This window comes from Neobacillus sp. CF12, assembly GCF_030348765.1.
Classification (GTDB): Bacteria; Bacillota; Bacilli; order Bacillales; family Cytobacillaceae; genus Neobacillus.
In genome coordinates this window covers 2,212,861-2,234,569 of record NZ_JAUCEU010000007.1, presented here as the reverse complement: position 1 = coordinate 2,234,569, position 21,709 = coordinate 2,212,861, and the positions used below count along the sequence as shown (strand labels likewise).

Annotated in this window: 29 protein-coding genes; 22 read left to right on the top strand and 7 right to left on the bottom strand. The window is 36.4% G+C overall.

The genetic code is table 11. From position 1 onward, the window contains the following. From coxB to QUG14_RS10405, 7 genes are all read left to right on the top strand, one after another. A complete protein-coding gene (coxB, locus tag QUG14_RS10435) occupies nucleotides 1-1,059 on the top strand; it encodes a cytochrome c oxidase subunit II (protein WP_289340465.1) in 1,059 nt (352 codons plus the stop codon). A gap of 31 nt (nucleotides 1,060-1,090) precedes the next feature. Then, nucleotides 1,091-2,965, top strand: coding sequence for a cytochrome c oxidase subunit I (gene ctaD, locus QUG14_RS10430; protein ID WP_289340464.1), 1,875 nt, complete (start codon nucleotides 1,091-1,093; stop codon nucleotides 2,963-2,965). Then, entirely contained in the window at nucleotides 2,965-3,594 is a 630-nt protein-coding gene (locus tag QUG14_RS10425; RefSeq protein WP_289340463.1) for a cytochrome c oxidase subunit 3, read from the top strand. Before ctaD ends, QUG14_RS10425 begins: the two co-directional genes overlap by 1 nt. A gap of 4 nt (nucleotides 3,595-3,598) precedes the next feature. Further along, nucleotides 3,599-3,934, top strand: coding sequence for a cytochrome c oxidase subunit IVB (gene ctaF, locus QUG14_RS10420; protein ID WP_289340462.1), 336 nt, complete (start codon nucleotides 3,599-3,601; stop codon nucleotides 3,932-3,934). A gap of 127 nt (nucleotides 3,935-4,061) precedes the next feature. After that, on the top strand, nucleotides 4,062-4,967 hold the full coding sequence (gene ctaG / locus QUG14_RS10415; RefSeq protein ID WP_289340461.1) for a cytochrome c oxidase assembly factor CtaG: 906 nt from the start codon (nucleotides 4,062-4,064) through the stop codon (nucleotides 4,965-4,967). Nucleotides 4,968-5,062: 95 nt separating this feature from the next. Then, nucleotides 5,063-5,527, top strand: coding sequence for a DUF420 domain-containing protein (locus QUG14_RS10410; protein ID WP_289340460.1), 465 nt, complete (start codon nucleotides 5,063-5,065; stop codon nucleotides 5,525-5,527). Between the two features lie 84 nt (nucleotides 5,528-5,611). Further along, entirely contained in the window at nucleotides 5,612-6,784 is a 1,173-nt protein-coding gene (locus QUG14_RS10405) for a GNAT family N-acetyltransferase (RefSeq protein ID WP_289340459.1), read from the top strand. A gap of 39 nt (nucleotides 6,785-6,823) precedes the next feature. Here QUG14_RS10405 and QUG14_RS10400 read toward each other — a convergent pair whose 3' ends face one another. Continuing rightward, nucleotides 6,824-7,183, bottom strand: a complete 360-nt coding sequence (locus QUG14_RS10400; RefSeq protein ID WP_289340458.1) for a YugN family protein — start codon at nucleotides 7,181-7,183, stop codon at nucleotides 6,824-6,826. Between the two features lie 165 nt (nucleotides 7,184-7,348). Here QUG14_RS10400 and QUG14_RS10395 point away from each other — a divergent pair, with 165 nt between their 5' ends. Together QUG14_RS10395 and QUG14_RS10390 are read left to right on the top strand one after the other, a co-directional pair. After that, nucleotides 7,349-7,783: a CBS domain-containing protein gene (locus QUG14_RS10395; protein ID WP_289340457.1), complete on the top strand. Its 435-nt coding sequence runs from the start codon at nucleotides 7,349-7,351 to the stop codon at nucleotides 7,781-7,783. A 282-nt stretch (nucleotides 7,784-8,065) separates the two neighbouring features. Further along, entirely contained in the window at nucleotides 8,066-9,019 is a 954-nt protein-coding gene (locus QUG14_RS10390; RefSeq protein WP_483310800.1) for a CAP domain-containing protein, read from the top strand. Between the two features lie 23 nt (nucleotides 9,020-9,042). Here QUG14_RS10390 and QUG14_RS10385 read toward each other — a convergent pair whose 3' ends face one another. Both QUG14_RS10385 and QUG14_RS10380 read right to left on the bottom strand, forming a co-directional pair. Next, a complete protein-coding gene (locus QUG14_RS10385; RefSeq protein ID WP_289340455.1) occupies nucleotides 9,043-9,420 on the bottom strand; it encodes a hypothetical protein in 378 nt (125 codons plus the stop codon). 24 nt (nucleotides 9,421-9,444) lie between these two features. Beyond that, nucleotides 9,445-9,933: a PaaI family thioesterase gene (locus QUG14_RS10380; RefSeq protein ID WP_289340454.1), complete on the bottom strand. Its 489-nt coding sequence runs from the start codon at nucleotides 9,931-9,933 to the stop codon at nucleotides 9,445-9,447. 141 nt (nucleotides 9,934-10,074) lie between these two features. Between QUG14_RS10380 and QUG14_RS10375 the strand changes: the two genes are divergently transcribed. The 4 genes from QUG14_RS10375 (at nucleotide 10,075) to QUG14_RS10360 (ending at nucleotide 11,958) form a co-directional block, all read left to right on the top strand. Beyond that, nucleotides 10,075-10,470: a YlbD family protein gene (locus QUG14_RS10375; protein ID WP_289340453.1), complete on the top strand. Its 396-nt coding sequence runs from the start codon at nucleotides 10,075-10,077 to the stop codon at nucleotides 10,468-10,470. Between the two features lie 18 nt (nucleotides 10,471-10,488). Further along, complete coding sequence (locus QUG14_RS10370) at nucleotides 10,489-10,728, top strand: YlbE-like family protein (RefSeq protein WP_289340452.1); 240 nt, start codon at nucleotides 10,489-10,491, stop codon at nucleotides 10,726-10,728. 338 nt (nucleotides 10,729-11,066) lie between these two features. After that, complete coding sequence (locus QUG14_RS10365; protein WP_289340451.1) at nucleotides 11,067-11,456, top strand: hypothetical protein; 390 nt, start codon at nucleotides 11,067-11,069, stop codon at nucleotides 11,454-11,456. Between the two features lie 58 nt (nucleotides 11,457-11,514). Beyond that, entirely contained in the window at nucleotides 11,515-11,958 is a 444-nt protein-coding gene (locus QUG14_RS10360) for a YlbF/YmcA family competence regulator (RefSeq protein ID WP_289340450.1), read from the top strand. Between the two features lie 34 nt (nucleotides 11,959-11,992). Here QUG14_RS10360 and QUG14_RS10355 read toward each other — a convergent pair whose 3' ends face one another. Then, on the bottom strand, nucleotides 11,993-12,313 hold the full coding sequence (locus QUG14_RS10355) for a hypothetical protein (protein WP_289340449.1): 321 nt from the start codon (nucleotides 12,311-12,313) through the stop codon (nucleotides 11,993-11,995). Between the two features lie 129 nt (nucleotides 12,314-12,442). Here QUG14_RS10355 and QUG14_RS10350 point away from each other — a divergent pair, with 129 nt between their 5' ends. Further along, nucleotides 12,443-12,718: a YlbG family protein gene (locus tag QUG14_RS10350; protein ID WP_289340447.1), complete on the top strand. Its 276-nt coding sequence runs from the start codon at nucleotides 12,443-12,445 to the stop codon at nucleotides 12,716-12,718. 33 nt (nucleotides 12,719-12,751) lie between these two features. Here QUG14_RS10350 and QUG14_RS10345 read toward each other — a convergent pair whose 3' ends face one another. Further along, the gene (locus QUG14_RS10345; RefSeq protein ID WP_289340446.1) at nucleotides 12,752-13,141 is read right to left on the bottom strand and encodes a DUF7147 family protein; all 390 of its coding nucleotides are present in this window, start codon (nucleotides 13,139-13,141) and stop codon (nucleotides 12,752-12,754) included. Between the two features lie 366 nt (nucleotides 13,142-13,507). Here QUG14_RS10345 and rsmD point away from each other — a divergent pair, with 366 nt between their 5' ends. Together rsmD and coaD are read left to right on the top strand one after the other, a co-directional pair. Beyond that, a complete protein-coding gene (gene rsmD / locus QUG14_RS10340) occupies nucleotides 13,508-14,068 on the top strand; it encodes a 16S rRNA (guanine(966)-N(2))-methyltransferase RsmD (RefSeq protein ID WP_289340445.1) in 561 nt (186 codons plus the stop codon). 12 nt (nucleotides 14,069-14,080) lie between these two features. Then, entirely contained in the window at nucleotides 14,081-14,563 is a 483-nt protein-coding gene (gene coaD, locus QUG14_RS10335; protein WP_289340444.1) for a pantetheine-phosphate adenylyltransferase, read from the top strand. A 22-nt stretch (nucleotides 14,564-14,585) separates the two neighbouring features. Here the strand turns inward: coaD and ylbJ are convergent, their stop codons facing one another. Then, nucleotides 14,586-15,812: a sporulation integral membrane protein YlbJ gene (ylbJ, locus tag QUG14_RS10330; protein ID WP_289340443.1), complete on the bottom strand. Its 1,227-nt coding sequence runs from the start codon at nucleotides 15,810-15,812 to the stop codon at nucleotides 14,586-14,588. 211 nt (nucleotides 15,813-16,023) lie between these two features. Between ylbJ and QUG14_RS10325 the strand changes: the two genes are divergently transcribed. Together QUG14_RS10325 and QUG14_RS10320 are read left to right on the top strand one after the other, a co-directional pair. Continuing rightward, nucleotides 16,024-16,803, top strand: coding sequence for a patatin-like phospholipase family protein (locus QUG14_RS10325; RefSeq protein ID WP_289340441.1), 780 nt, complete (start codon nucleotides 16,024-16,026; stop codon nucleotides 16,801-16,803). Nucleotides 16,804-16,809: 6 nt separating this feature from the next. Next, nucleotides 16,810-17,829 (top strand): SepM family pheromone-processing serine protease, encoded by a 1,020-nt coding sequence (locus tag QUG14_RS10320; RefSeq protein ID WP_289340439.1) that lies wholly within the window; start codon nucleotides 16,810-16,812, stop codon nucleotides 17,827-17,829. Between the two features lie 32 nt (nucleotides 17,830-17,861). On the opposite strand, the gene QUG14_RS10315 is transcribed toward QUG14_RS10320, so the two are convergent. Beyond that, entirely contained in the window at nucleotides 17,862-19,076 is a 1,215-nt protein-coding gene (locus QUG14_RS10315; protein WP_289340438.1) for a nucleotidyltransferase, read from the bottom strand. 262 nt (nucleotides 19,077-19,338) lie between these two features. Here QUG14_RS10315 and QUG14_RS10310 point away from each other — a divergent pair, with 262 nt between their 5' ends. From QUG14_RS10310 to QUG14_RS10295, 4 genes are all read left to right on the top strand, one after another. Then, the gene (locus QUG14_RS10310; RefSeq protein ID WP_289340437.1) at nucleotides 19,339-19,866 is read left to right on the top strand and encodes a YceD family protein; all 528 of its coding nucleotides are present in this window, start codon (nucleotides 19,339-19,341) and stop codon (nucleotides 19,864-19,866) included. 82 nt (nucleotides 19,867-19,948) lie between these two features. After that, nucleotides 19,949-20,122, top strand: coding sequence for a 50S ribosomal protein L32 (gene rpmF, locus QUG14_RS10305; protein WP_063251584.1), 174 nt, complete (start codon nucleotides 19,949-19,951; stop codon nucleotides 20,120-20,122). A 105-nt stretch (nucleotides 20,123-20,227) separates the two neighbouring features. Then, on the top strand, nucleotides 20,228-20,992 hold the full coding sequence (locus QUG14_RS10300) for an enoyl-CoA hydratase/isomerase family protein (RefSeq protein ID WP_289340435.1): 765 nt from the start codon (nucleotides 20,228-20,230) through the stop codon (nucleotides 20,990-20,992). A gap of 80 nt (nucleotides 20,993-21,072) precedes the next feature. Beyond that, nucleotides 21,073-21,696 carry an RsfA family transcriptional regulator gene (locus QUG14_RS10295; RefSeq protein ID WP_289340434.1) on the top strand — a complete coding sequence of 208 codons (624 nt, stop codon included), beginning with the start codon at nucleotides 21,073-21,075 and terminating at the stop codon, nucleotides 21,694-21,696. The last annotated feature ends 13 nt before the right edge of the window (nucleotides 21,697-21,709 follow it).

The window sequence follows — 21,709 nt, the reverse complement described above, 5'->3', positions numbered from 1 at the left end:
ATGAAAAGGCTTGCAAAATGGCGCTTAATCTCGATATTTGCGATTCTTTCGCTTATCCTTTCAGGATGTGGCGAACCGTTCCTATCGACGTTAAGGCCAGCTGGTGAAGTTGCAGACATTCAATATGATCTGATGAAACTAAGTACATTGATTATGGTAGGGGTTATTGTAGTTGTTATGGTAATCTTTTTTATCGTCATGTTTAAATTTAGACGAAAAGATGAAAGGATACCAAAACAGGTTGAAGGAAGTCACAAACTAGAAATTATTTGGACTGTTATACCGATTTTATTACTATTGCTTTTAGCAGTTCCAACCGTTTCTGCAACATTTAAATTGGCAGATGTAAAAGAGATGGATAAAAAAGACTCAGACGCACTTGTCATCAATGTACGTTCTAATTTATATTGGTGGGAATTTGAGTATCCTGGCCAAGGGATTGTTACTGGTCAAGATTTAGTGGTCCCAACAGATGAAAAGGTATACTTTAATTTAATATCTTCAGATGTAAAACACTCATTTTGGGTTCCTGCTGTAGGTGGTAAGCTAGATACCAATACAGAAAATGTTAATAAATTTTGGTTAGAGTTTGATAGTGCTAAAGCAGAAGAAGCTGGGGATTTATTTTACGGTAAGTGTGCAGAGCTTTGTGGACCATCACATGCGTTAATGGACTTCAAGGTGAAAACGATGAGCCGTGATGATTTTGAAAGCTGGGTTGCAGATATGAAAGAAGTTGAAGAACCTGCAAAAGCTGAAACTGATTTGGCTCAGCAAGGTCAAGAAATCTTTAACAATAGCTGTATTAGCTGTCATGCTGTAACACCAGGAAATACAACACCTCCAGAAGCAAGACTTGCTCCAAACTTAACTAACTTTGGAGAACGCTCACGTATTGCGGGTGTATTAGACCATAATGAAGAAGAATTAAAAAATTGGTTACGCACACCTGAAAAATACAAGCCAGGTAATTTAATGACAGATAAATATCCACAATTAAGTGAAGAACAGCTTGATGCTTTAACAGCTTATTTAATGGGATTAAAAGTTCAGGAATAATAGGGGAATTGGTAGAAAGGGAGGTAAAATTGTGAGTACCTACGCACAAAAAAAAGGATTTGGTGCGACTATATGGGACTATCTAACGACAGTTGACCATAAAAAAATCGCCATCCTATATCTTATTGCAGGTGGATTATTCTTTGTAGTTGGCGGACTTGAGGCAGTATTTATCCGCATCCAACTTGCGGTACCTAACAATGATTTTGTTAGTGCAGGATTATTTAATGAAATTATTACCATGCATGGAACAACGATGATATTCCTTGCAGCAATGCCGCTTGTTTTTGCTTTTATGAATGCGGTAATGCCATTACAAATTGGTGCCCGTGACGTGGCGTTTCCATTTGTCAACGCTTTAGGGTTTTGGTTATTCTTCTTTGGAGGAGTATTTCTAAATCTTTCATGGTTTTTTGATGGAGCACCTGATGCTGGGTGGACATCTTATGCGTCACTCGCAATGGCCTCCAAAGGTCACGGGGTGGATTTCTATGTCTTGGGTTTACAGATATCGGGTATTGGTACACTAATTGGTGGTATTAATTTCCTAGTAACCATTATTAACATGCGTGCACCAGGAATGACTTATATGAGAATGCCATTGTTTACATGGACAACATTTGTCACTTCTGCACTTATTTTATTTGCATTCCCACCATTAACTGTAGGTCTAGTCTTAATGATGTTTGACCGGATGTTTGGATCAAATTTCTTTGTTACAACTATGGGTGGTAACACTGTTATTTGGGAGCATTTATTCTGGATTTTCGGACATCCAGAAGTATATATTTTAGTACTTCCGGCTTTCGGAATTTTCTCGGAAATATTCCCAATTTTTTCAAGAAAACGTTTATTTGGATATTCTTCAATGGTATTTGCGACTGTATTAATTGGCTTCTTAGGATTCATGGTTTGGGCACACCATATGTTTACAACAGGTTTAGGCCCTGTTGCCAATGCGATTTTCGCTGTTGCAACAATGGCAATTGGTGTTCCAACTGGTATTAAAATTTTCAACTGGCTATTAACCATTTGGGGAGGCAGTGTTAAATTTACTACACCAATGCATTGGGCCTTGGCATTTATTCCTTCGTTTCTTGCAGGTGGGGTAACTGGAGTAATGCTTGCAGCAGCAGCAGCAGACTATCAGTACCACGATACGTATTTCGTTGTAGCACACTTCCACTACGTAATTGTTGGAGGCGTTGTCTTTGCAATCTTTGCTGGTACCCACCTATATTGGCCAAAAATGTTTGGAACGATGTTAAATGAAACATTAGGAAAAATTACATTCTGGTTGTTTTTCATTGGTTTCCATATGACATTCTTTATTCAGCATTTTCTTGGTCTTTGGGGAATGCCGCGTCGTGTTTTCACATATTTACCAGGTCAAGGGTTCGAAACTTCCAACATGATTAGCTCTATTGGGGCTGTGTTTATGTCCTTAGGGGTTATCGTTATGCTGTATAACATTATCCTAACTTCTGTGAAAAATGTTAAAGTTGGAAATGACCCATGGGGAGATGGAAGAACACTCGAGTGGGCACTACCTTCGCCACCGCCATTCTATAACTTTAAACAGCTTCCACTTGTACGTGGATTGGATGCTTACTGGTTAGAAAAGATGGAAGGTAAAAAAGGTATGACTCCAGCTGAACCACTAGGAGATATTCACATGCCTAATTCATCGTTCCTACCATTTGTGATCGCATTCGGATTATTTGTAGCAGCGTTTGGTGCATTGTTTAACATGGATGATAAAGCATGGTCAGTGCCAGTTCTTATTCTTGGTTTATTGATTACATTTGGAGCGATGTTCTTACGTTCTGTGAAGGATGACCATGGTTTCCATATTCATAAAGAAGAATTAATGGAAGATGATAATGATAAGGGGGTTAAGGCATAATGCACGCAGAAGATAAATTAACATATGAAACATGGCCTGCGGAGCCTGAAAAATCAACCCTTGAAGCTAAAAATAAATTCTTAGGCTTTTGGTTCTTCCTAGGTGGAGAGACAGTGCTTTTTGCCTCTCTCTTTGCTACCTACCTTGCATTAAAGGATAAAGTACCTGATTCAACACATACATTAGCTAAAGATTTGTATGACTTACCTTTGACATTTGTTGCGACAATGCTGTTATTAACAAGCTCTTTGACAAGTGTATATGCTATGTATCATATGAAGAACTTTAATGCTAAAAAAATGAATCTTTGGTTAATACTTACCTTACTTTTAGGTTTGGGCTTTCTTGGATTAGAGATTTATGAATTCAATCACTACGTACATGAATATCATCATACTTTTAAAAGCAGTGCGTTTGGTTCTGCATTCTACACGTTAGTTGGTTTCCATGGAGGGCACGTTGCATTCGGTCTATTATGGATTACAACGTTAATTGTTCGTAATGCAAAACGCGGATTAGATCTTTACAATGCTCCTAAATTTTATGTAGCCAGTCTTTATTGGCATTTTATTGACGTAGTTTGGGTATTCATTTTTACAGTTGTTTATTTAATGGGAATGGTGGGATAAACTGATGGCAAATTCACAATTAAATTCAGGGAATCCAAGAGTTGACATTGAATATCGTCGCAAAAAAAGTGCTGAAGAAATGAGACATCAAGTCGTTTCATTCGCCTTGATGATTTTCTTAACCTTAATTGCTTTTGCAGCAGTTGCCATTAAAGGATTCTCGGCTTGGTTTATCGTGCCGTTCATTCTCCTTTTGGCCGTTGTACAAGTGATTTTTCAGCTTTACTATTTCATGCATATGAGTCATAAAGGTCATGAGGCACCATCAATGTTTCTATATTCAGGATTACTTGTTGGCTTAGTGACTGTGTTAGCTTTCACAACAATTATTTGGTGGTAAAAAGTAGAGAAAATCGGCGTATGCCGATTTTCTTTTTATAGGGAACATGATTCATTTCTTTGAGTCATTCGTTTGCTTGCGTATATAATAGAATTATGATTTAACTACTTTTTAGAGGTGATATGCGGTGCTTACATTAGATATTTTTGGCTTTAAAGCACTTTGGAGCCCGTACTTCCTATTAACTTTATTAGCCGTTATAGCTGTATACTTTTTAATAACAGTTACATTTCGCAGCAAATTTGTTGATAGTGAACCATTAACTAAAAAAGAGGCTGGGTTATTTTTGCTCTCTATTTCACTTATTTATGCAATTAAGGGCTCACCGCTGGATTTAATGGCTCACTTAATGTTCTACGTCCATATGATTTCAATGGCGCTATTAGTTCTTGTGGTACCACCAATTTTTATTTTTGGTATACCTGTATGGATCTGGAGAAAGCTTTTCAATATAAAATTGATTGATTCTTTATTTAAGTTTTTTACCAAACCACTCATTGCGTTAATCATTTTTAACGGATTATTTTCTTTCTATCACATTCCAATGATTTTTGATCGAGTCATGCAAAGCTTCTGGTTACATGCTGGGTATTCGATTCTATTGTTTGTTGTTGCGATATTGATGTGGTGGCCACTTATTAATCCAGTACCAGAGCATCAAAGATTAAGTGGTCTTAAGAAAGTAGGGTATATTTTTGCAGATGGAATATTAATTACTCCTGCTTGTGCCTTAATTATTTTTGCTCCTGGTTCTATTTACGCAACTTACTCAGATCCCCAAGTTTGGGCTCAAGTAATGAGTCTATGTGTAGGTCCGGCAACATTTGCTGGACTAAATATTAGTGGTCCAGAGTTATTTAGTTCGATGTCATTATTACACGATCAACAACTCGGTGGTGTATTAATGAAGATTATTCAGGAAATTGTTTATGGCGTTATTTTAGGCCATGTTTTCTTTGAATGGTATCGAAAAGATCAAGCAGATTCCGACAAAGATATGGAGCATTCTTTAAAACCTTCATTGATAGAATAATCTCCCATAGAACTGGGAGATTTTCTTTTTATTGAAAAACCAGGGGAACTAAACTAAAATTATTGTAGAAATATATATAAAGTGAGGCTAATTCCATGAATTCCCTACCAATTTTACCGACGATAAGTACCATCTTTATTATTTTAAGTGCCATTACGGTGGCAATTGGCTGGTGGCAGATTAAACAAAGAAAAATAGAAGCACACAAAAAGACGATGTTCATCGCTGGAATATTTGCACTAATTTTCTTTATCATCTATGCTTCAAGAACGATTTTTATTGGAAATACTGCTTTTGGCGGTCCAGATCACTTGAAAATTTATTACACCATCTTTTTAATTTTTCATATCACTTTAGCAACCACAGGAGCCGTTTTGGGTGTTGTAACACTATATACTGGATCTAAAAATAAATTATCCATTCATAGGAAGCTTGGACCGATAACAAGTATTGTCTGGTTTTTTACGGCCATTACGGGTGTTGCAGTATACTTATTGTTATATGTTTTTTTTCATGGTGGAGAAACAACCTCGGTTATTAAAGCAATTTTAGGAATTTAAAGTGTCTACTAAAGGCACTTTTTTTATTTTGAAAAAGGGATTATTGTGTATTCATAGAAATAAATAATGAGGGGAGTGGAAGAGATGGAAATCAAAGAACTTAATGAGAAGGATTATTTAGAATCAATGAAACTTTCAATGTATGCTTTTCAATATAAAATACCTGAGGAAAGCATTGCTTCTAGAATAGAAATGTTAAAACGTCATAAAGTAATAGGTGTTTGGGATAATAGTAATCTTGCAGCAAAGCTTCATATTATTCCATACCAAATATCTATTAATGGCGAAGAGTGGAAAATGGGCGGTGTTGCTGGTGTAGCAACTTACCCTGAATTTAGAAGAAATGGTTATGTGAAGAGATTAATTATTGAAGCCTTAGAAAGAATGCACAAAGAGGAGCAAATTGTTTCACTTTTACATCCCTTTGATATTGGCTTTTACCGAAAATTCGGCTGGGATATATTTACCGAAAATAAAAAGATTCAAATTGAGAAAAAGGATCTTAAATTTACCGAAGCACAGTCTGGAACGATTAAACGATTTACAAAAGAAACTCATCATCCTGACATTGAAACAGTCTATGCTCAGTTTAGTAAGAAATATATGGGGATGCTTGTTCGTGATCGAACATGGTGGGCAAATAACATTTATGGAGATGGACAGATTGCTGTCTATTACAACCAAAATAGTGAAGCGCAGGGTTATTTATTATATGAAGTAAAAGAACGAAAAATGGATGTTCAAGAGTTTGTAGTTTTAACACAAGAGGCAAGGTGTGGATTATGGAATTTTATTTGTCAGCATGACTCTATGGTTGAAGAAGTCAGCATTCTAACCTCTAGCCATGAACTTTTACCATTTACATTACATCAGCCAAAAGTAAAAATGGAAGTAACTCCTTATTTTATGGCACGCATTGTCGATGCTGAGCAATGCTTATTAAAATATTCTTTTAAGGATATAGGTAAAAAGGTATTCCTGCACCTTGAGGATGAATATGCGCCTTGGAATATTGGAAGTTACCTAATTGCTGATGGAGAAGTGAAGGTTTATAAAGAAAAGCCTGGAAGTAATTGTGTACAGCCTCCGCAAAGAGGGGTAAGGTTAGATATTAATTCATTGACTGCCTTACTATTTGGTTATAAACGTCCTGCTGAATTGTATGAGTTAGGTTACATCAAGGGCAAGGAAGAAGAAATAGCAGATTTAGAAGAACTATTTCCATTTAATAAGCCATTCTTTTATGACTTCTTTTAAAAAAAGTGACGCATGAATTGTTTTCATGCGTCGATTTGTTTATAATGCGAATTTCTCAACTTCTGTTTTTACTTCATCAAGAATTTTTTTACATTGATTTACTAGCGATGTTGGGAAGTTTTCGCCTTCACCATATTCTACACCATGGGGATAATAGTGTTTCCCTAGTAACGGTGTAAGCAATTCAATAACCGCCTTATTGGAATCCACATTTCCTTCAATAGCATAGCCGCGGACACGTAAGTAAAATGTCCCTTCTTTTAACTCAAACTTACGGTCGTATGTAACACGTTCGTAATCCCACTGACCTTCACGGACTAAACCGTACTCAAGCATTACGTCATCTAAACGGTTTAAGTCAGCTTTTAACTTTTCTAAGCCAGTATTTTCGAATTTCATAAATAGTCCCTCCTAGAAACAATGCCTTACCCAAGCAAATTAATTCAATTTAATAATAGTTGAAATTGTGTAAACTTGCAATGAATACATCATCGAATAAATCATTCATTTTAGGAAAGGATAAGAAAATGTTAAGAATATATATGTAAAATTGGGGGCGTAGAATTGGAAAAGATACGTGATATCATGACGGATAATGTAGAGTGTTGTACTTTGCTGGATAATGTGTTTGAGGTTGCTGTAAAAATGAAAGAATTAAATGTCGGGGCTATTCCCATAGTCGACCAGGATAAGATTGTTGGTATGATTACCGACCGAGATATTGTTGTGAGAGGCGTCGCCGAAAAACATCCTGGTTCAACCAAAGTAGAAGATATAATGAGCAGTAAGCTTGTTACCATTAACGCAGATGCAACAACTAAAGAAGCAGCGGAATTAATGGCCGAACATCAAATACGCCGACTTCCAGTAGTAGAAGGGGATAAATTAATTGGCATTGTTTCTCTTGGAGATTTTGCCATTAGAAAAATGACGGATGACCAGGCTAAAGAAGCACTTACTGAAATCTCTGAGCAAAATTATAATGGAGTACAACATTAAATAACAAAGAACAGATACATCAATTGGTGTATCTGTTTTTTTACGTAAATTATATTTTTCTGACAAGTTTAATATTCGCTATTACTAGCAATGATAATGGTGATATAATTATTGAAAGTAAGCATATAAATGAAATAGAAAGTTTAGAGAGGGTGAATACATCTGCGTACTCTCTTCAGAATACTCATCCTAGCGTCTATTTTCGTGACCATTGGTTTTTATGTAAGTATAAATGAAAATGGCGGTAATGAAGTTCTAATAACTGATGAACATACGTTAGAAATGAATAAATCATTATATCAAAATCAGGAAAAAAGTATTCAAGAGAAAGCATCTGCTGAGCGTCCAAACAGTGGGATGGGATTATTAATTGGCCAAAACCTGACTCAATTGAAAGAAATATTAGGGGAACCACAAAGAATTGATGAATCTTTATATGGTTATCAATGGTACGTTTATAATAATGACTACTCTCGGTATGTACAGGTTGGTGTGGAGAATAACATAGTAGTGACTGTGTTTGCAATAGGAGATAATGTGGATGTTGCCCCCTTTAAAATTGGACAGCCAATTGAGGAGATCTTTAATACACAATACATTGATACAAATTTAGATATTGAATTTAAAGGGAATTCTTATCGTTTTGAATTAAATGACACTGATTTGAATATTCGTCCATTAATTAAATTGGGAGATGTTTTTGTCCAATTATATATTGATAAATTTACTGGAAGTCTATCGAGCGTCCGCTTTTTGAATGATGAAACCTTAATTAAACAGCGACCATACGAACTAGTCTATAGCGGAGAATTACTTGAAGTGGCTGAACCAAACGAAGAGATGTGGAGAATAATTGAACAAGGGGCAGAGAAGGAAATACTTGATATCACCAATGTTATGCGACTAAGGCATAATGTAAATGCGTTAGAATGGGACCAAGAGACTTCAGAAGTTGCCTATGGTCATAGTAAGGATATGTCGGAAAGTGATGATTTCTCTCATACTTCTAAGAGATTTGGCAGCCTTTCCGATAGGTTAGAAACTGCAAATGTTGCCTATAAGTCTGCAGGTGAGAATATTGCTGCTAATTACACAGATGGCCCCGCAGTAGCTGAAGGTTGGTTAAATAGTAAAGGCCATCGGGAGTCTTTATTAAATGAGGAATACACTCATTTAGGCGTGGGGGTTTATCAAAAATATTATACTCAAAACTTTATTCAAAAACCTGAGGAATAACAATAGGTAAAAAAGGTGACAAATTAGTCACCTTTTTTTGATTCTTTTTGTAATACTTGGTATTCGTGAAAGTGAAAGCGATTACCTTCCCAGCACCCATATATTCGTAATACTTCTCCAATTGAAAAGGTATCAGTTATACTATTGTTTTTAATTGGGCATATTTTCTTTGCTTTAATCAATTTCGTTTCGGTTTGTAGTGTAAGTTCATATACAAGTACATACCGATGATAATAAAAACGTTGTTTCTCTTGGGTGATACTTTTGATTTCTCCTGTTAAAACAGCTTCTTTACGAACCTCAGCTGACGCTAGCCATTTACTATCATTTATTTTCATTTCTTTTCTCGTAATCAAAAAGAAGTAGAGGCAAATAATGGGGATGACCACCGCGGTAACCATTTTGTTCATGCTCCTTTATTTAACCTATTTTTGGATGATAAAAAATGTACCTGTTGCATGTGCCATTTTTTTGCCATCTGTACGGTATGCTTCTCCTGATACCACAACCGTCTTACTTCCTTGATGAATGATTTCAGCCCTACAGCGGATAGATTCTCCTACCCCTGGAGCTATGTAATGGATATTTAGTTGATTTGTTACTGCTCCGTATCCATCGGGCAGGAAGGCGTTTACAGCTGTTCCCATAACGGTATCAAGAATCGTGGCAGTAATGCCTCCATGTACGATATTTAATGAATTATTCCAGACAGGATTCAACGGTACATTGATTTCACAAGTTTTCTTTTCCTTATCTATACTTCTCTCCATATGTAATAGCCCATCAATATATTGTGAGTAATTTTTATCGATTTTCTTTTCAAATCCTTCTAATATGTGGCCAAGGGCACTTAAATCTTCTTCTGATCCATTCTCAATACATGTGTTTAATATTCGTTGTAATCTCTCTTTCATTTGTTATCCCTCTCTCGTATCTGTTCTGAAGACATCTTACCATTATAAATAAAATTTTTACAGCATGGAGGATTTTCACCATTTTGAATTTAGTACATATCGTATTATAGGCAGATTGGATTTGGGCAGGGGTGAAGGTATATGCAGAAAAATTTACATCCTTCCGTGATTAAATTTAAAGAGTTTGTTAAAAACAACCCGGCGTTAATAAAGGAAGTACGGAATGGAAATGCAACTTGGCAGGAATTATATGAGGATTGGTATCTTTTAGGGGAAGAAGATAATCGGTGGGAAACATTAGGGGTAAAAACTAGCCCCAGTATTGAGATAAATGAAGAGAAAAAAGGGGATTGGATATCGACAATTTTAGGAACCGTTCAAAAAATGGATCCAGATCAAATCCAGCATTATGTAAATAACTTAAGTCAAGCACTAGGGGCTATTCAAGGAGTAATATCCCAATTTCAAAGAGGCCAGCCTAAACAGGTACCATCAAAAGTTGAACACAGACATCCTTTTTCATTTCGTAAAGACTAAATAGAAGGGAATATTTTCATGAGAAGAGATGTATTTGAATATTTAAATCGCCAAAAAGAATTAAAAAAATTTATACGGGAACAGCCGCTTTGGTATCGAAAGCTATCTAGAAACCCATATGATTTGCAAACATTAGAAATTGAGTCCCTCCACTATTATAAAAAAACGATTCCTCACAAAGTGGAGAAATTCACCAATAACGTACAAATGGCTTCCATGATGTTCTACATGCTACAATCAATGAAAGACCAAAATTAGAAAGGACCACCTCAAACGTGGTCCTTTCTTTTGGCTGTGTTAAAGCTAATTGTTGATATTGGCACTGTTGATTGGAGCGGAAGGCACGAAGACTCCTCGAAAATGCTATCGCATTTTCTTCGTGCGTGGGCAGATTCGAGGAAGTAATTCAATGTCCTGCGGGAGGACGGGTCCGAAGGAGACCCCACAGGCGCCAAAGCGCCGAGGAGGCGTTTAGTACACGCGGAAAGCGAAGTGCCTGGAGTGGAAATCAACAAACCAGTTTAACAAAGCATTTAACCTTGTAAGAGTAAAAAAAATAAAGGAGGCGAACAATACAGGTAAAAGGAGTGATCAATTTGAAAAAGTACATAGAATTAACCATTCTATCTATATTCATAGTCGGTATCCTCTCCGGCTTCCAAAAGTCAAATGTCTTACCGGTTTCAAGTGAATATTCCCAAATGACACCACCATCATTTTTTGTTCAATCCAAAACGAAAGGCAGTAATGTCTTTGTTGAATGTATTTTAACTGGAATCAGCTTTCGACAAACAGAACAAAAAGATCGGAAGGTAGGAAAGTTGGTTATCTGGTTGGATGGCAAAAGAACCAAAGAAGTAAACTCAGCTGCTTTTATTATTAAAGGTCTTCCACCTGGCAGACATGAGGTTAAACTTGAGGTTTTAGACTTAAATAACCAACCATATGGATTAACGAATGAGTTCTTGGTAAATATCCCTAAGTAATAGTTTATTTCACTTTCTTTACACATTCATGGTAAAATGTGATTGGAGGTGGGCATGTATGCTTGCTACATCAGAAAGAATAGAACTAGTAGAATATGCTGAGGAATTAGCACAAATGGTATTAGAATCTGATATTGTTGAACAATATCAAATTCGCCTATATAAATTGCAATCAAATAAGGAAACGCAAGAAAAGATAAACCGTTTCGTTAACCTTAAGGAGCTATACGAAGAGGTTCAGCGTTTTGGTAAATATCACCCGGATTATAAAAGGGTAATGAGTCAAATTCGCGATTACAAACGGGATATGGACTTAGATCCACATGTTGCTGAGTTCAAATTAGCGGAAAATGACCTGCAAAGTCTGCTAGATGAAATCAGCATGTTAGTCGGTGGGGCGGTTTCCAAACAAATTAAAGTTCCTTCAGGAAATCCATTTTTCGATACAGGTTCTCACGGCTCAGGCTGTGGGGGTGGCGGAAGTTGTGGATGCTCAGCATAAAAAATCGGCTTAATGTTTATTAAGCCGATTTTTCTTACTTTTTTAACCGAGTGCAATCCACGCATAAATTCCCACAACAAAACATTTTTTCTTGAGGGACATAAAACCGATGTCGATATACATACAGTGTGTCATCCTGTCTTACAAAAATAGTTTCGCTGTGCAAACGTTTACCTTTCATTGAACCAGCAGAACACATATAAATAATACTTTCAAGTGTTTGCTGAGATAAATTAGGCATAGTCTGAATATACAAAAACGGAATTCCTGTTATCTTTTTCCAATATGCTTTAGTGATACACTCATTTAATGTTAACTGTTGAATAAATAACTGCCAGACGCGCTCTAAATCCATTTGAATCACCATTATCCTTTGGTGTATTGAATGAGGTTATTTTTTTAGAATCATCAGGTTTGGATTGAAAAAGAGTGATTTAATATGCTAGACTTAGTAAAATGATGGTTTATTGAAGGGGAAAAAAGTATGTTCGTTCAAAGGCAAGGTTTGGTTATTTGGCTCTACTCCTTAAAGCAAGCAAAAATGTTAAGACGTTTTGGTAATGTTCATTACGTTTCAAAAAAATTAAAATATGTTGTACTATATTGTAATCAAGATGAACTTGAAGTGATTATGGAAAAAGTAAATTCCTTCTCATTTGTTAAGAAAGTAGAACCGTCATATAAGCCTTTCTTAAAAATGGAATTTGAAAACGCTGCACCAGATAAAGCTAAAGAGTATGATTATAAAATGGGAATATAGAAAAAGCTTCAGCGCAGATGCGCTGAAGCTTTTTTAATGAAGTGGTTTAATGTAGTGATTTAATCTTAAGATGGCGATTAGATGTTGATAATACAATTCTTTTTCATGAAAAATGGTAGAAGGTTTAACAGACAGTTGAATAATTTGCTTGCCAAGTTCCTCGGCTGTCTGCTGAAACAAATCATATCTTTTATTAGGAGTAAAGTTTGGATTAGGGATTCCTTCACGGCATATATAAAGCGCTTGGAATTTTCCTGGATCAGTGAGTTGTAAAACTACTGCTAAAGATGTAACTTGCTTGTCATTTTTCACCGTATGGAATGCCATCATATGAAGAAGTCTGTGCTGATTGGCCTTTGCTAGTTCAAGTAGTTCATATATATCAGAATAGCCCTCGCCTAGTTCAATAAAGCGTTGTATCAAAGAAAACTCTCCTTTGTTTATGAATTCAATCCATACTTTATCATATTTTGGTCGATAATGCTCTTTTATGCAAAAGAAAAAACCCTGCAGACATATATCTGCAGGGTCCTTCTACATCCTCATAAAGGATAGAAGGCAAAGGGAGAGGAGAAACCGGAGGAAGAACTTATGGGGAAACGTAAGTCTTCTCCGCGGTTGGCAACAACATCCTCGAATTGATGTTGTTACTTACATTATCTCCACAACTATCAAGCTTATACGTATATAAAAATAATTTTTCACAAAACAATCAGGCAAGTTGGCTAGTTAAATCAAGTATGATAGGATAATGTTAAAAAAGATTTTTGGAAAAATTGGTGATAACTATTGAGAGTCGTATCAGGTGTTTGTAAAGGACGAGCATTAAAAGCTGTTCCAGGAAATACAACCAGACCAACAACAGATAAAGTGAAAGAAGCCTTATTTAATATGATTGGACCCTATTTTGAAGGTGGATTGGGACTTGACCTTTTTGCAGGAAGTGGTGGTTTAGGATTGGAAGCTTTAAGCAGAGGTTTGGATAAAGTTATTTTTGTTGACCGAGATGCTAAGGCAATTCAAACCATTCATGAGAATATCCAAGCCTGTAAAATGGAGGATAAGGCAGAAGTATATCGAAATGATGCAGATAGAGCATTAAAAGCATTAATCAAAAGGGAAATTCGGTTTGATTACATCTTTTTAGATCCTCCCTATAAAAAGCAACAGTTAATCAGTTTAATGCAAAAAATATCAGAACATAAACTAGTAACAAATGGTGGATACATTATCTGTGAACACAGTCATGACGTTGAATTACCAGAAAATGTAGGGGATTATTCACAATATAAACACGAAAAGTATGGAATTATTGCGATAACGATTTATTCGCAAGTTTGTGAGGAATAGGGGGAGTTTTTCATGGCAAGTATTGCCGTCTGTCCAGGGAGTTTTGACCCAATTACATATGGTCATTTAGATATCATTAGAAGAGGCGCAAAGGTATTTGATATGGTTTATGTAAGTGTTATGAATAATTCATCAAAGAATCCATTATTCAGTGTTGAGGAACGAATGAATCTCATAAAAGAAGTAACCAAGGACCTTCCGAATGTTAAGGTAGATGAACATTCTGGACTCCTTGTTGAGTATGCTAAGGCAGTAAATGCGAATGCGATTATTCGCGGCTTACGTGCCGTATCAGACTTTGAATATGAAATGCAAATAACCTCCATGAACAGGGTTCTAAATGATGAAATTGAAACCTTTTTTATCATGACGAATAGTCAATATTCATTCTTAAGTTCTAGTATCGTTAAGGAAGTATCCAAGTATAATGGCAATATTTCAGAACTTGTCCCTCCTGTTGTAAAGATTGCTTTAGATAAAAAATTTAATAGATAATGTTAAAAAGCCTTTAGGAATCCTAAGGCTTTTTTGATGTCCTTACTAATCGGGAATAAAGAAGCAAAACATATAGTGTTAGTGAAAAAATGGTGATGAGTGGACCAACTTCTAATAATCTATGGTAAAAAGTATGAAGCCATGTACCTTCCTCAAAGAAACTAACAGGGATTGCATTAGAGGGCTGTTCGGTTTGATAAAAACGGATATAGATTGGTTTCCACAGAATTAGAGCAAAAAAACTTGCAAATATACCTTGTGCAATTCTTGCAAAGAAGAAGGGTTTAAAACGAATGTCAGATTGGGCTAATATACTAGCAACCTGTGCTTGAACACTAAAACCACTAAAACCTAAAATAAAACTGGTAATAATGGCTTGCTGCAGTAAAGTAGCCTCTTGAACCCGGCTGGTTAAATCGCTCCCCATTGTAATTTCAAATAATCCAGAAATGAATGGAATGCTTAGCATATCAGGTAAAGTAAGGGAAGAAAGTATAAGGTCAAAACCTTTTGCGAGAGCTGCTGTAATATGTAGATGAAAAAGGAGTTTGTTAATAACTGAAAATAGAATAATAAAACCCCCAACCATCAACAAAGTCTGGATAGACGAATTTACCGCATCGCCAAGAAGTTTGCCAATTGGGCGTTTGTCGTTTATTCTAGTTCGATGCAATGCAGACAAAGCAGTCCTTAGTATAGATTTACCTTGCTTGTCCTTTTCTTTATCAGGAGTTTCATTTCCGTAAAACCGCATGATAAGGCCCACACAAATGTTCCCCAAATAATGTGCCAATGCTAAAATTACCCCTAAATGTGGGTTATGGAAAAAACCAACGGATACGGCGCCGAAAATAAATAATGGGTTTGAGGAGTTTGTGAAAGAAACGAGTCTTTCTGCCTCAATTTGTGTTAATTGCCCCTCCTGTCGAAGTCTTGTGGTCAGTTTTGCGCCTGCTGGAAATCCAGATGCCATTCCCATAGCCCAAACAAAACCTCCAACTCCAGGGACTTTAAAGAGAGGTCTCATGAATGGTTCTAATAACACTCCAATAAACTTAACAACACCAAACCCAATTAGCATTTCAGAAACGATAAAAAACGGTAGCAGCGATGGAAAAACAATTTCCCACCACATAGTAAGACCGCGGATGGAGGCTTCAAATGACTCCTTGGGATAAGCGATCATGGAGCCAGCTAAAATGATGGCAGATATAGATAAAATAATAGTTTTGATTTTTGAGCGAAACAACGATTAGCCTCCTTACCGAGGGTTTTGTTATACTGTATGAATAAATAATGTTAAAATAAGGATTATTCATTCGCACTTTTAGTCTCGACTTGTCCCCATATAACACAAATATACTCATAGAAAGCTAAATTAGACCATAAGATTGAACGAGATTTCTCCTACTATATATACGTCATAAAGCTTGTTAGCTTATGAAAAAGGAGGGAACGATGTGGAGGATCCTAAAATAGGATTAGCGCTTGGTTCTGGCGGAGCACGTGGTTTTGCTCATTTAGGGGTTATTAAGGTTTTGAAAGAAGCTGGAATCCCCATTCATCTGATCGCCGGCAGCAGTATGGGTGCACTTGTAGGCAGCTTTTATGGGGCGGGTATTGAAATCGAACGTTTATATAAATTATCTACAGCCTTTAAACGGAAATATTTTTTAGATTTTACTGTTCCGAAAATGGGTTTTATAGCTGGGAAAAGAGTAAAAGATTTCATTAGGGTGTTTACTCATGGTAAGAATATCGAAGATTTATCCATTCCATTGGGAATTGTAGCAACTGATTTATTAACAGGTGAAAAAGTTGTTTTTAAGCAAGGTCCTGTGGCTGATGCTGTTAGAGCTAGTATATCTATTCCAGGGATTTTTGTACCGGAGAGGCATAATGGCAGAATCTTAGTGGATGGCGGAGTGTCTGATAGGGTTCCTGTATCTGTTGCGAAAGAAATGGGAGCGGATATTGTGATAGCAGTGGATGTATCAAGGGTAAAGCGTAATGCAGAAATTACCTCTATCTACGATGTCATCATGCAAAGTATCGATATCATGCAAACAGAAATCATCATTAATCGTGAGATCGCTTCTGATATCATGATTCGTCCGCCTGTTGAGATATATAGTTCCCGTGCATTCACAAATATTGAAGAAATTATCCTACTCGGGGAAGAAGAAGCAAAAAAACAAATAGACCTAATAAAAAATGTGATCGAGGGATGGAAGGGGTAAGGTGTTATGCGAAGAAAAATATTTATTGGGTCGTCTATTGTTATATCGGTGTTAATGATTGCAGGAATATTCTTTTCATTACCTTACTATGTTTCAAAACCCGGTATCGCGAAAGAATTATCACCAATCATTCAAGTGGAAGACGGGAATGAAGGAAAGGGCAGTTTTATGCTGACAACTGTAAGAATGGGTAGAGCCAATATCTATTCTTATGTGGAGGCGAAACTCTTTGATTATGTTGAATTATACCCAGTAGAGGCCATTTTACACGAAACCGAAACACAAGATGAATATAACGCTAGGCAACTTCATGCGATGGCAGGCTCAAAATTGAATGCAATTGAAGTGGCTTATAAAAAAGCAGGGTATCCAGTAGAATATCAATACAAAGGAGTCTACGTTGTTCAGGTAGTGCCAGATATGCCTGCTGAGGGAAAACTACGTGCCGGTGACCGAATTATTATGGTTGATGGACAAAAATTTGACTCCTCTGAAAATTTTATAGAATATGTGGGCAAGAAAAAGGCCGACGAACAAATAGAATTAACGTTAAAGAGAAATGGTAAGACCAAAACAGTTCTGGTAACAGTAAAGCCTTTCAAAGATGATCCAAAGAAAATTGGAATCGGAATTTCTTTAGTTGATGATAAGGATATAAGTGTAAACCCTAATGTTACTGTCAAGACTGACGAGATCGGCGGACCTTCGGCTGGATTAATGTTCGCGTTAGAAATTTATGATCAGTTAATGGAAGAGGACTTTACAAAAGGATACCAAGTTGCAGGGACAGGGACGATCGATTCAAAAGGAGCAGTTGGACCTATTGGCGGTATTGACCAAAAAATTGTTGCCGCAGACAAGGCAGGAGCAGAAATCTTTTTTGCTCCCAATGAAAAGGGAAGCAGTGATTCTAATTACAAATTAGCTGTGAAAACCGCCAAAGAGATTGATTCAAAGATAAAAATTGTTCCAGTGGATTTAATTGATGATGCAATTAATTATCTGCAAAATTTACCGATGAAATAAAAGAAGATGGTGCCATGCAGGCATCATCTTTTTCAGTTTACATATATAGGCGGTTGTTTATATTCTTGATGCAGCAGCTTGTTCCCATTTTGTTTGCCAAGTCCAAAGGAGTAAACTCGAGATGCCTTAATATCCAGTAATATATCCTTTTCCTTATAAGCAGAGAGTTTGGAAATGAGTGGTAGTGTAAATTGCGCTTTATATTTATTTAGATACTCTTTTCCGTCCTTTGTCATTCCTAATAATCGTAGATAAGCAGCTTTTTCTAAAGTACTGTTCATTTCTGTCTTTTTTGTATTCGTTAAGATATGGACGCATATCCTTTGAAGTCTTGTCCATGTATAGCGTTTCGTTTTAACTCTTTGCATAAATTCTGTAAAGCTAGAGGAATCTAAGGCAGAGGCTATCAACCGGTTTTCGATTCCTTCTTCCACCTCGTAAATTTCTCTTAGTTCCTCAGGACTGCTATGGAGCAGGCGATAACGTAAAAAACTCCAATAGTTTTCCCAAGCATGGAAATTTCCATATTCATTTAGATATTCGATTAGAAGTGTACTAGTTGCCTCAGGGACATATTGTTCTATGGAGCGATTGTTTTCATTAGTTGCGAAGAGTGCTTTCCTGATGCTAGTAGCACTAGCGATTGTTTCAGTTGCAAAGTGCTCATCATGATAATCAGCATTTTTTCTTTTGACCGTAAGTGGAACCATTAGACTCTTTTGCTGTTTAAGAGCCTTTACATAATGAAATCCAAGGATATTATTTGGTTTATCTAAGCGCAATAGATTTTCACTACTTGACAATGATTGAAAAGACAACGATAATGCTTTAGGGAAACTTACACCTGTTTTGATATTCATTTTTATATTTTCATCAAAACGTTCTTTATTGCTCTCCAAATAGTCAATGGTTTGTAAGAAGGTTGAAATATCACCGCTTTCACTACCGAAGCAGAGTGATTGACACCCAATAGCGTCTAGTACCGAGATTGCGCCATTAGCGAAAGTTTCTGCCTTTTGAGTTGCAAATTGGTAGGGAAGTTCAAGGACGATATCAACACCATTTAAGAGCGCCATTTTTGTCCGATACCATTTTGAAACAAGGGCAGGCTCTCCTCGTTGAAGGAAATTTCCGCTCATTACAGCTATTGCAATATCAGCTTGTGCTGCATCTTTTGCTGCCTGCAGATGATAAGCATGTCCATTATGAAATGGGTTGTATTCTACAATTACACCAACTGCTTTCATTCATTAACGATCTCCTTATTATTTAGAATAACATGGTAATTTTACAGTAATCGTATTATAGCAAAAATTACCACAATAAGATAATTGTTCACGATAATTGTAGGGTTGGGTTGTAATGTGAAGGAACTGGGTAAACTAGTATGAAGACGTTGTTATTGGAAAAATATCAATATGAAAAATCGCTTTTTAGGTGTAAAGAAAAAACATTGACAAAAATTTAATCGAAGGCTATAATTACCTTTGTTGCCTTGGGGTGATTCAATTGAAATGGACATTAAGCCAATTACAAAAATATCGAAACAAGGATTTTCTGATTGATGATACTGTTACAGTTGATGAAGTTATTGAAACGGATCCATCGATTCGTGAAGTATCTCCGATGCATATTACCGGTCGGGGTGACATTGATTCAACGAAAGTGACATTTCATCTGAAAATAGAAGGTTATTTAATCCTACCTTGTTCTCGTACTTTAGTGGATGTAAAACTTCCGATTAATGTCGAAACAACTGAAACTTTCCTCTTACAAGGTTCAGAATATGCAACTGAAGAGGAAGTATATCAAGTAAAAGGGGAAGTAATTGATCTAATGCCCGTCATTAGAGAAATCCTTTTACTAGAAGTTCCAATGCAGGTGTTCTGTGAAGATGTTAATCATGAAGATGCCGCACCACAATCCGGTAAGGACTGGGAAGTTGTTCATGATGTAGATCAATCCAAAAAGATTGATCCAAGACTAGCAGGTCTTGCAAAGTTTTTTGACAAAAACAATTCTTCTTCCGAATCATAATCAGCAAAACAAGAAGCAAAGTGAAGAACCAGCATTCCTGGCCTTCATTACTTTCTTAATACTCTTTAAGGAGGTGGGAAGAATGGCTGTACCTTTTAGAAGGACTTCTAAAACTGTAAAAAGAAAACGTCGTACACATTTTAAATTAAACGTACCTGGTATGGTAAGCTGCCCAAACTGTGGTGAAATGAAACTTTCACACCGCGTATGTAAAGCTTGCGGAACATACAAAGGAAAAGACGTTGTTAACGACTAATTCCATTAGGATAGAAAGCACAAGGAGCAGTATGCCTTGTGCTTTTGTCGTTTTCAGGAATTAATGCACCTACATAAAAAGCGATTAAATAGGAGGAGAACTTGCTTGACATATACAATAGAGAAAAAAGATATGGGTTATTTGTTATTTACAATCACCAGAAGTGAAAAAAGAAATGCCGTTAATTATGATGTTATGGATGGATTAACAAAGGCAATATCTTTAGCAAAAGATCCAACTATTAAGGCGCTTGTTATTACTGGGGAAGGGGATCATGCTTTTTGTTCTGGAGGAGACTTATCGGTTTTCCACCGGCTTCAAACAAAAGAAGAAGCGTATGAAATGCTTTCAAGAATGTCACAGATTCTTTATGCACTGCTAACATTGACTAAACCAACAATAGCTCTTATGAATGGTACAGCAATCGGTGGTGGATGTGAACTGGCCACCGCTTGTGATTTCCGTTTGGCAAGAGAAGGAGTTAAAGCTGGATTTGTTCAAGGGAAGCAAGCAATTACCACAGGTTGGGGAGGCGGTACCATTTTAGTGGAAAAACTACCAGTTACAAGTAGCATGAAGCTTTTAATGGAAGCAGAAATTCAAAATACTGAGTTTTTAAGGGCAGTAGGCTTTATCGATCACATTTATTTACATAACCCTATTTCTGCTTGCGAAGTCTATTTGGAGAAATTGTTAGCAGTTGATTTGAGTGTATTAGAATCGTATAAAATGATGTGGATTCGCAAGTGGGATGAAAGCAAACTTAAAGAAAGAATAGAAAAAGAAGTAAGGAATTGTAGTGTCCTATGGGAAAGCGATTCGCATCACAAGTATGTCCAAAACTTTATTAATAAAAAAACGCAGAAATAAGAATAAAGACAATCTGTTATCAGTCTATCTTTTCTAGTAGATGCATATGTATGAATAAAAACACTAGGAGGGATTTACTGATGTCACCAACTCGCCAAGATGCATGGTCTCAAGATGAAGATTTATTGCTTGCTGAAGTTGTGTTAAGACATATTCGAGAAGGTGGGACACAACTGTCTGCATTTGAGGAAGTCGGAAAACAACTTTCTCGAACTTCTGCGGCCTGTGGATTCCGCTGGAATTCATTTGTAAGGAAGCAATATAAATCAGGAATCGAACTTGCAAAGAAACAGAGGAAAGAATTAAAAAAACAGAGCGTACCAACTGAAAAGGATTTGACAGTGGAGATAGTAAGTGAAGAAACGGCATCCTCTATTTCAACTAGCAGTGAGGGGGTAACATTTCAATCTGTTCTTTACTTTTTAGAAAATCTTCATAAGAAGGCTGCCGCTGCGTCAAGTATAGAAGAGGCGAAGGAAAAGTCTCTTCAAAAAATAAAAGAACTTGAAAAGAAATCGTATTCGCTTGTAGCAGAAAATGAAAGATTAGCCAAGAGTTTAAAAGCAATTGAAGAGGACTATCGCTCTTTAATTGAAATTATGGAGAGAGCAAGAAAAATGGTTGTCTTGCAAGAGGAAGATAGACAACAAAAAGTGAAATTTCAAATGGATAAAAACGGGAATCTCGAAAGAGTAGAAAAATAGAAAAAGCGGACAT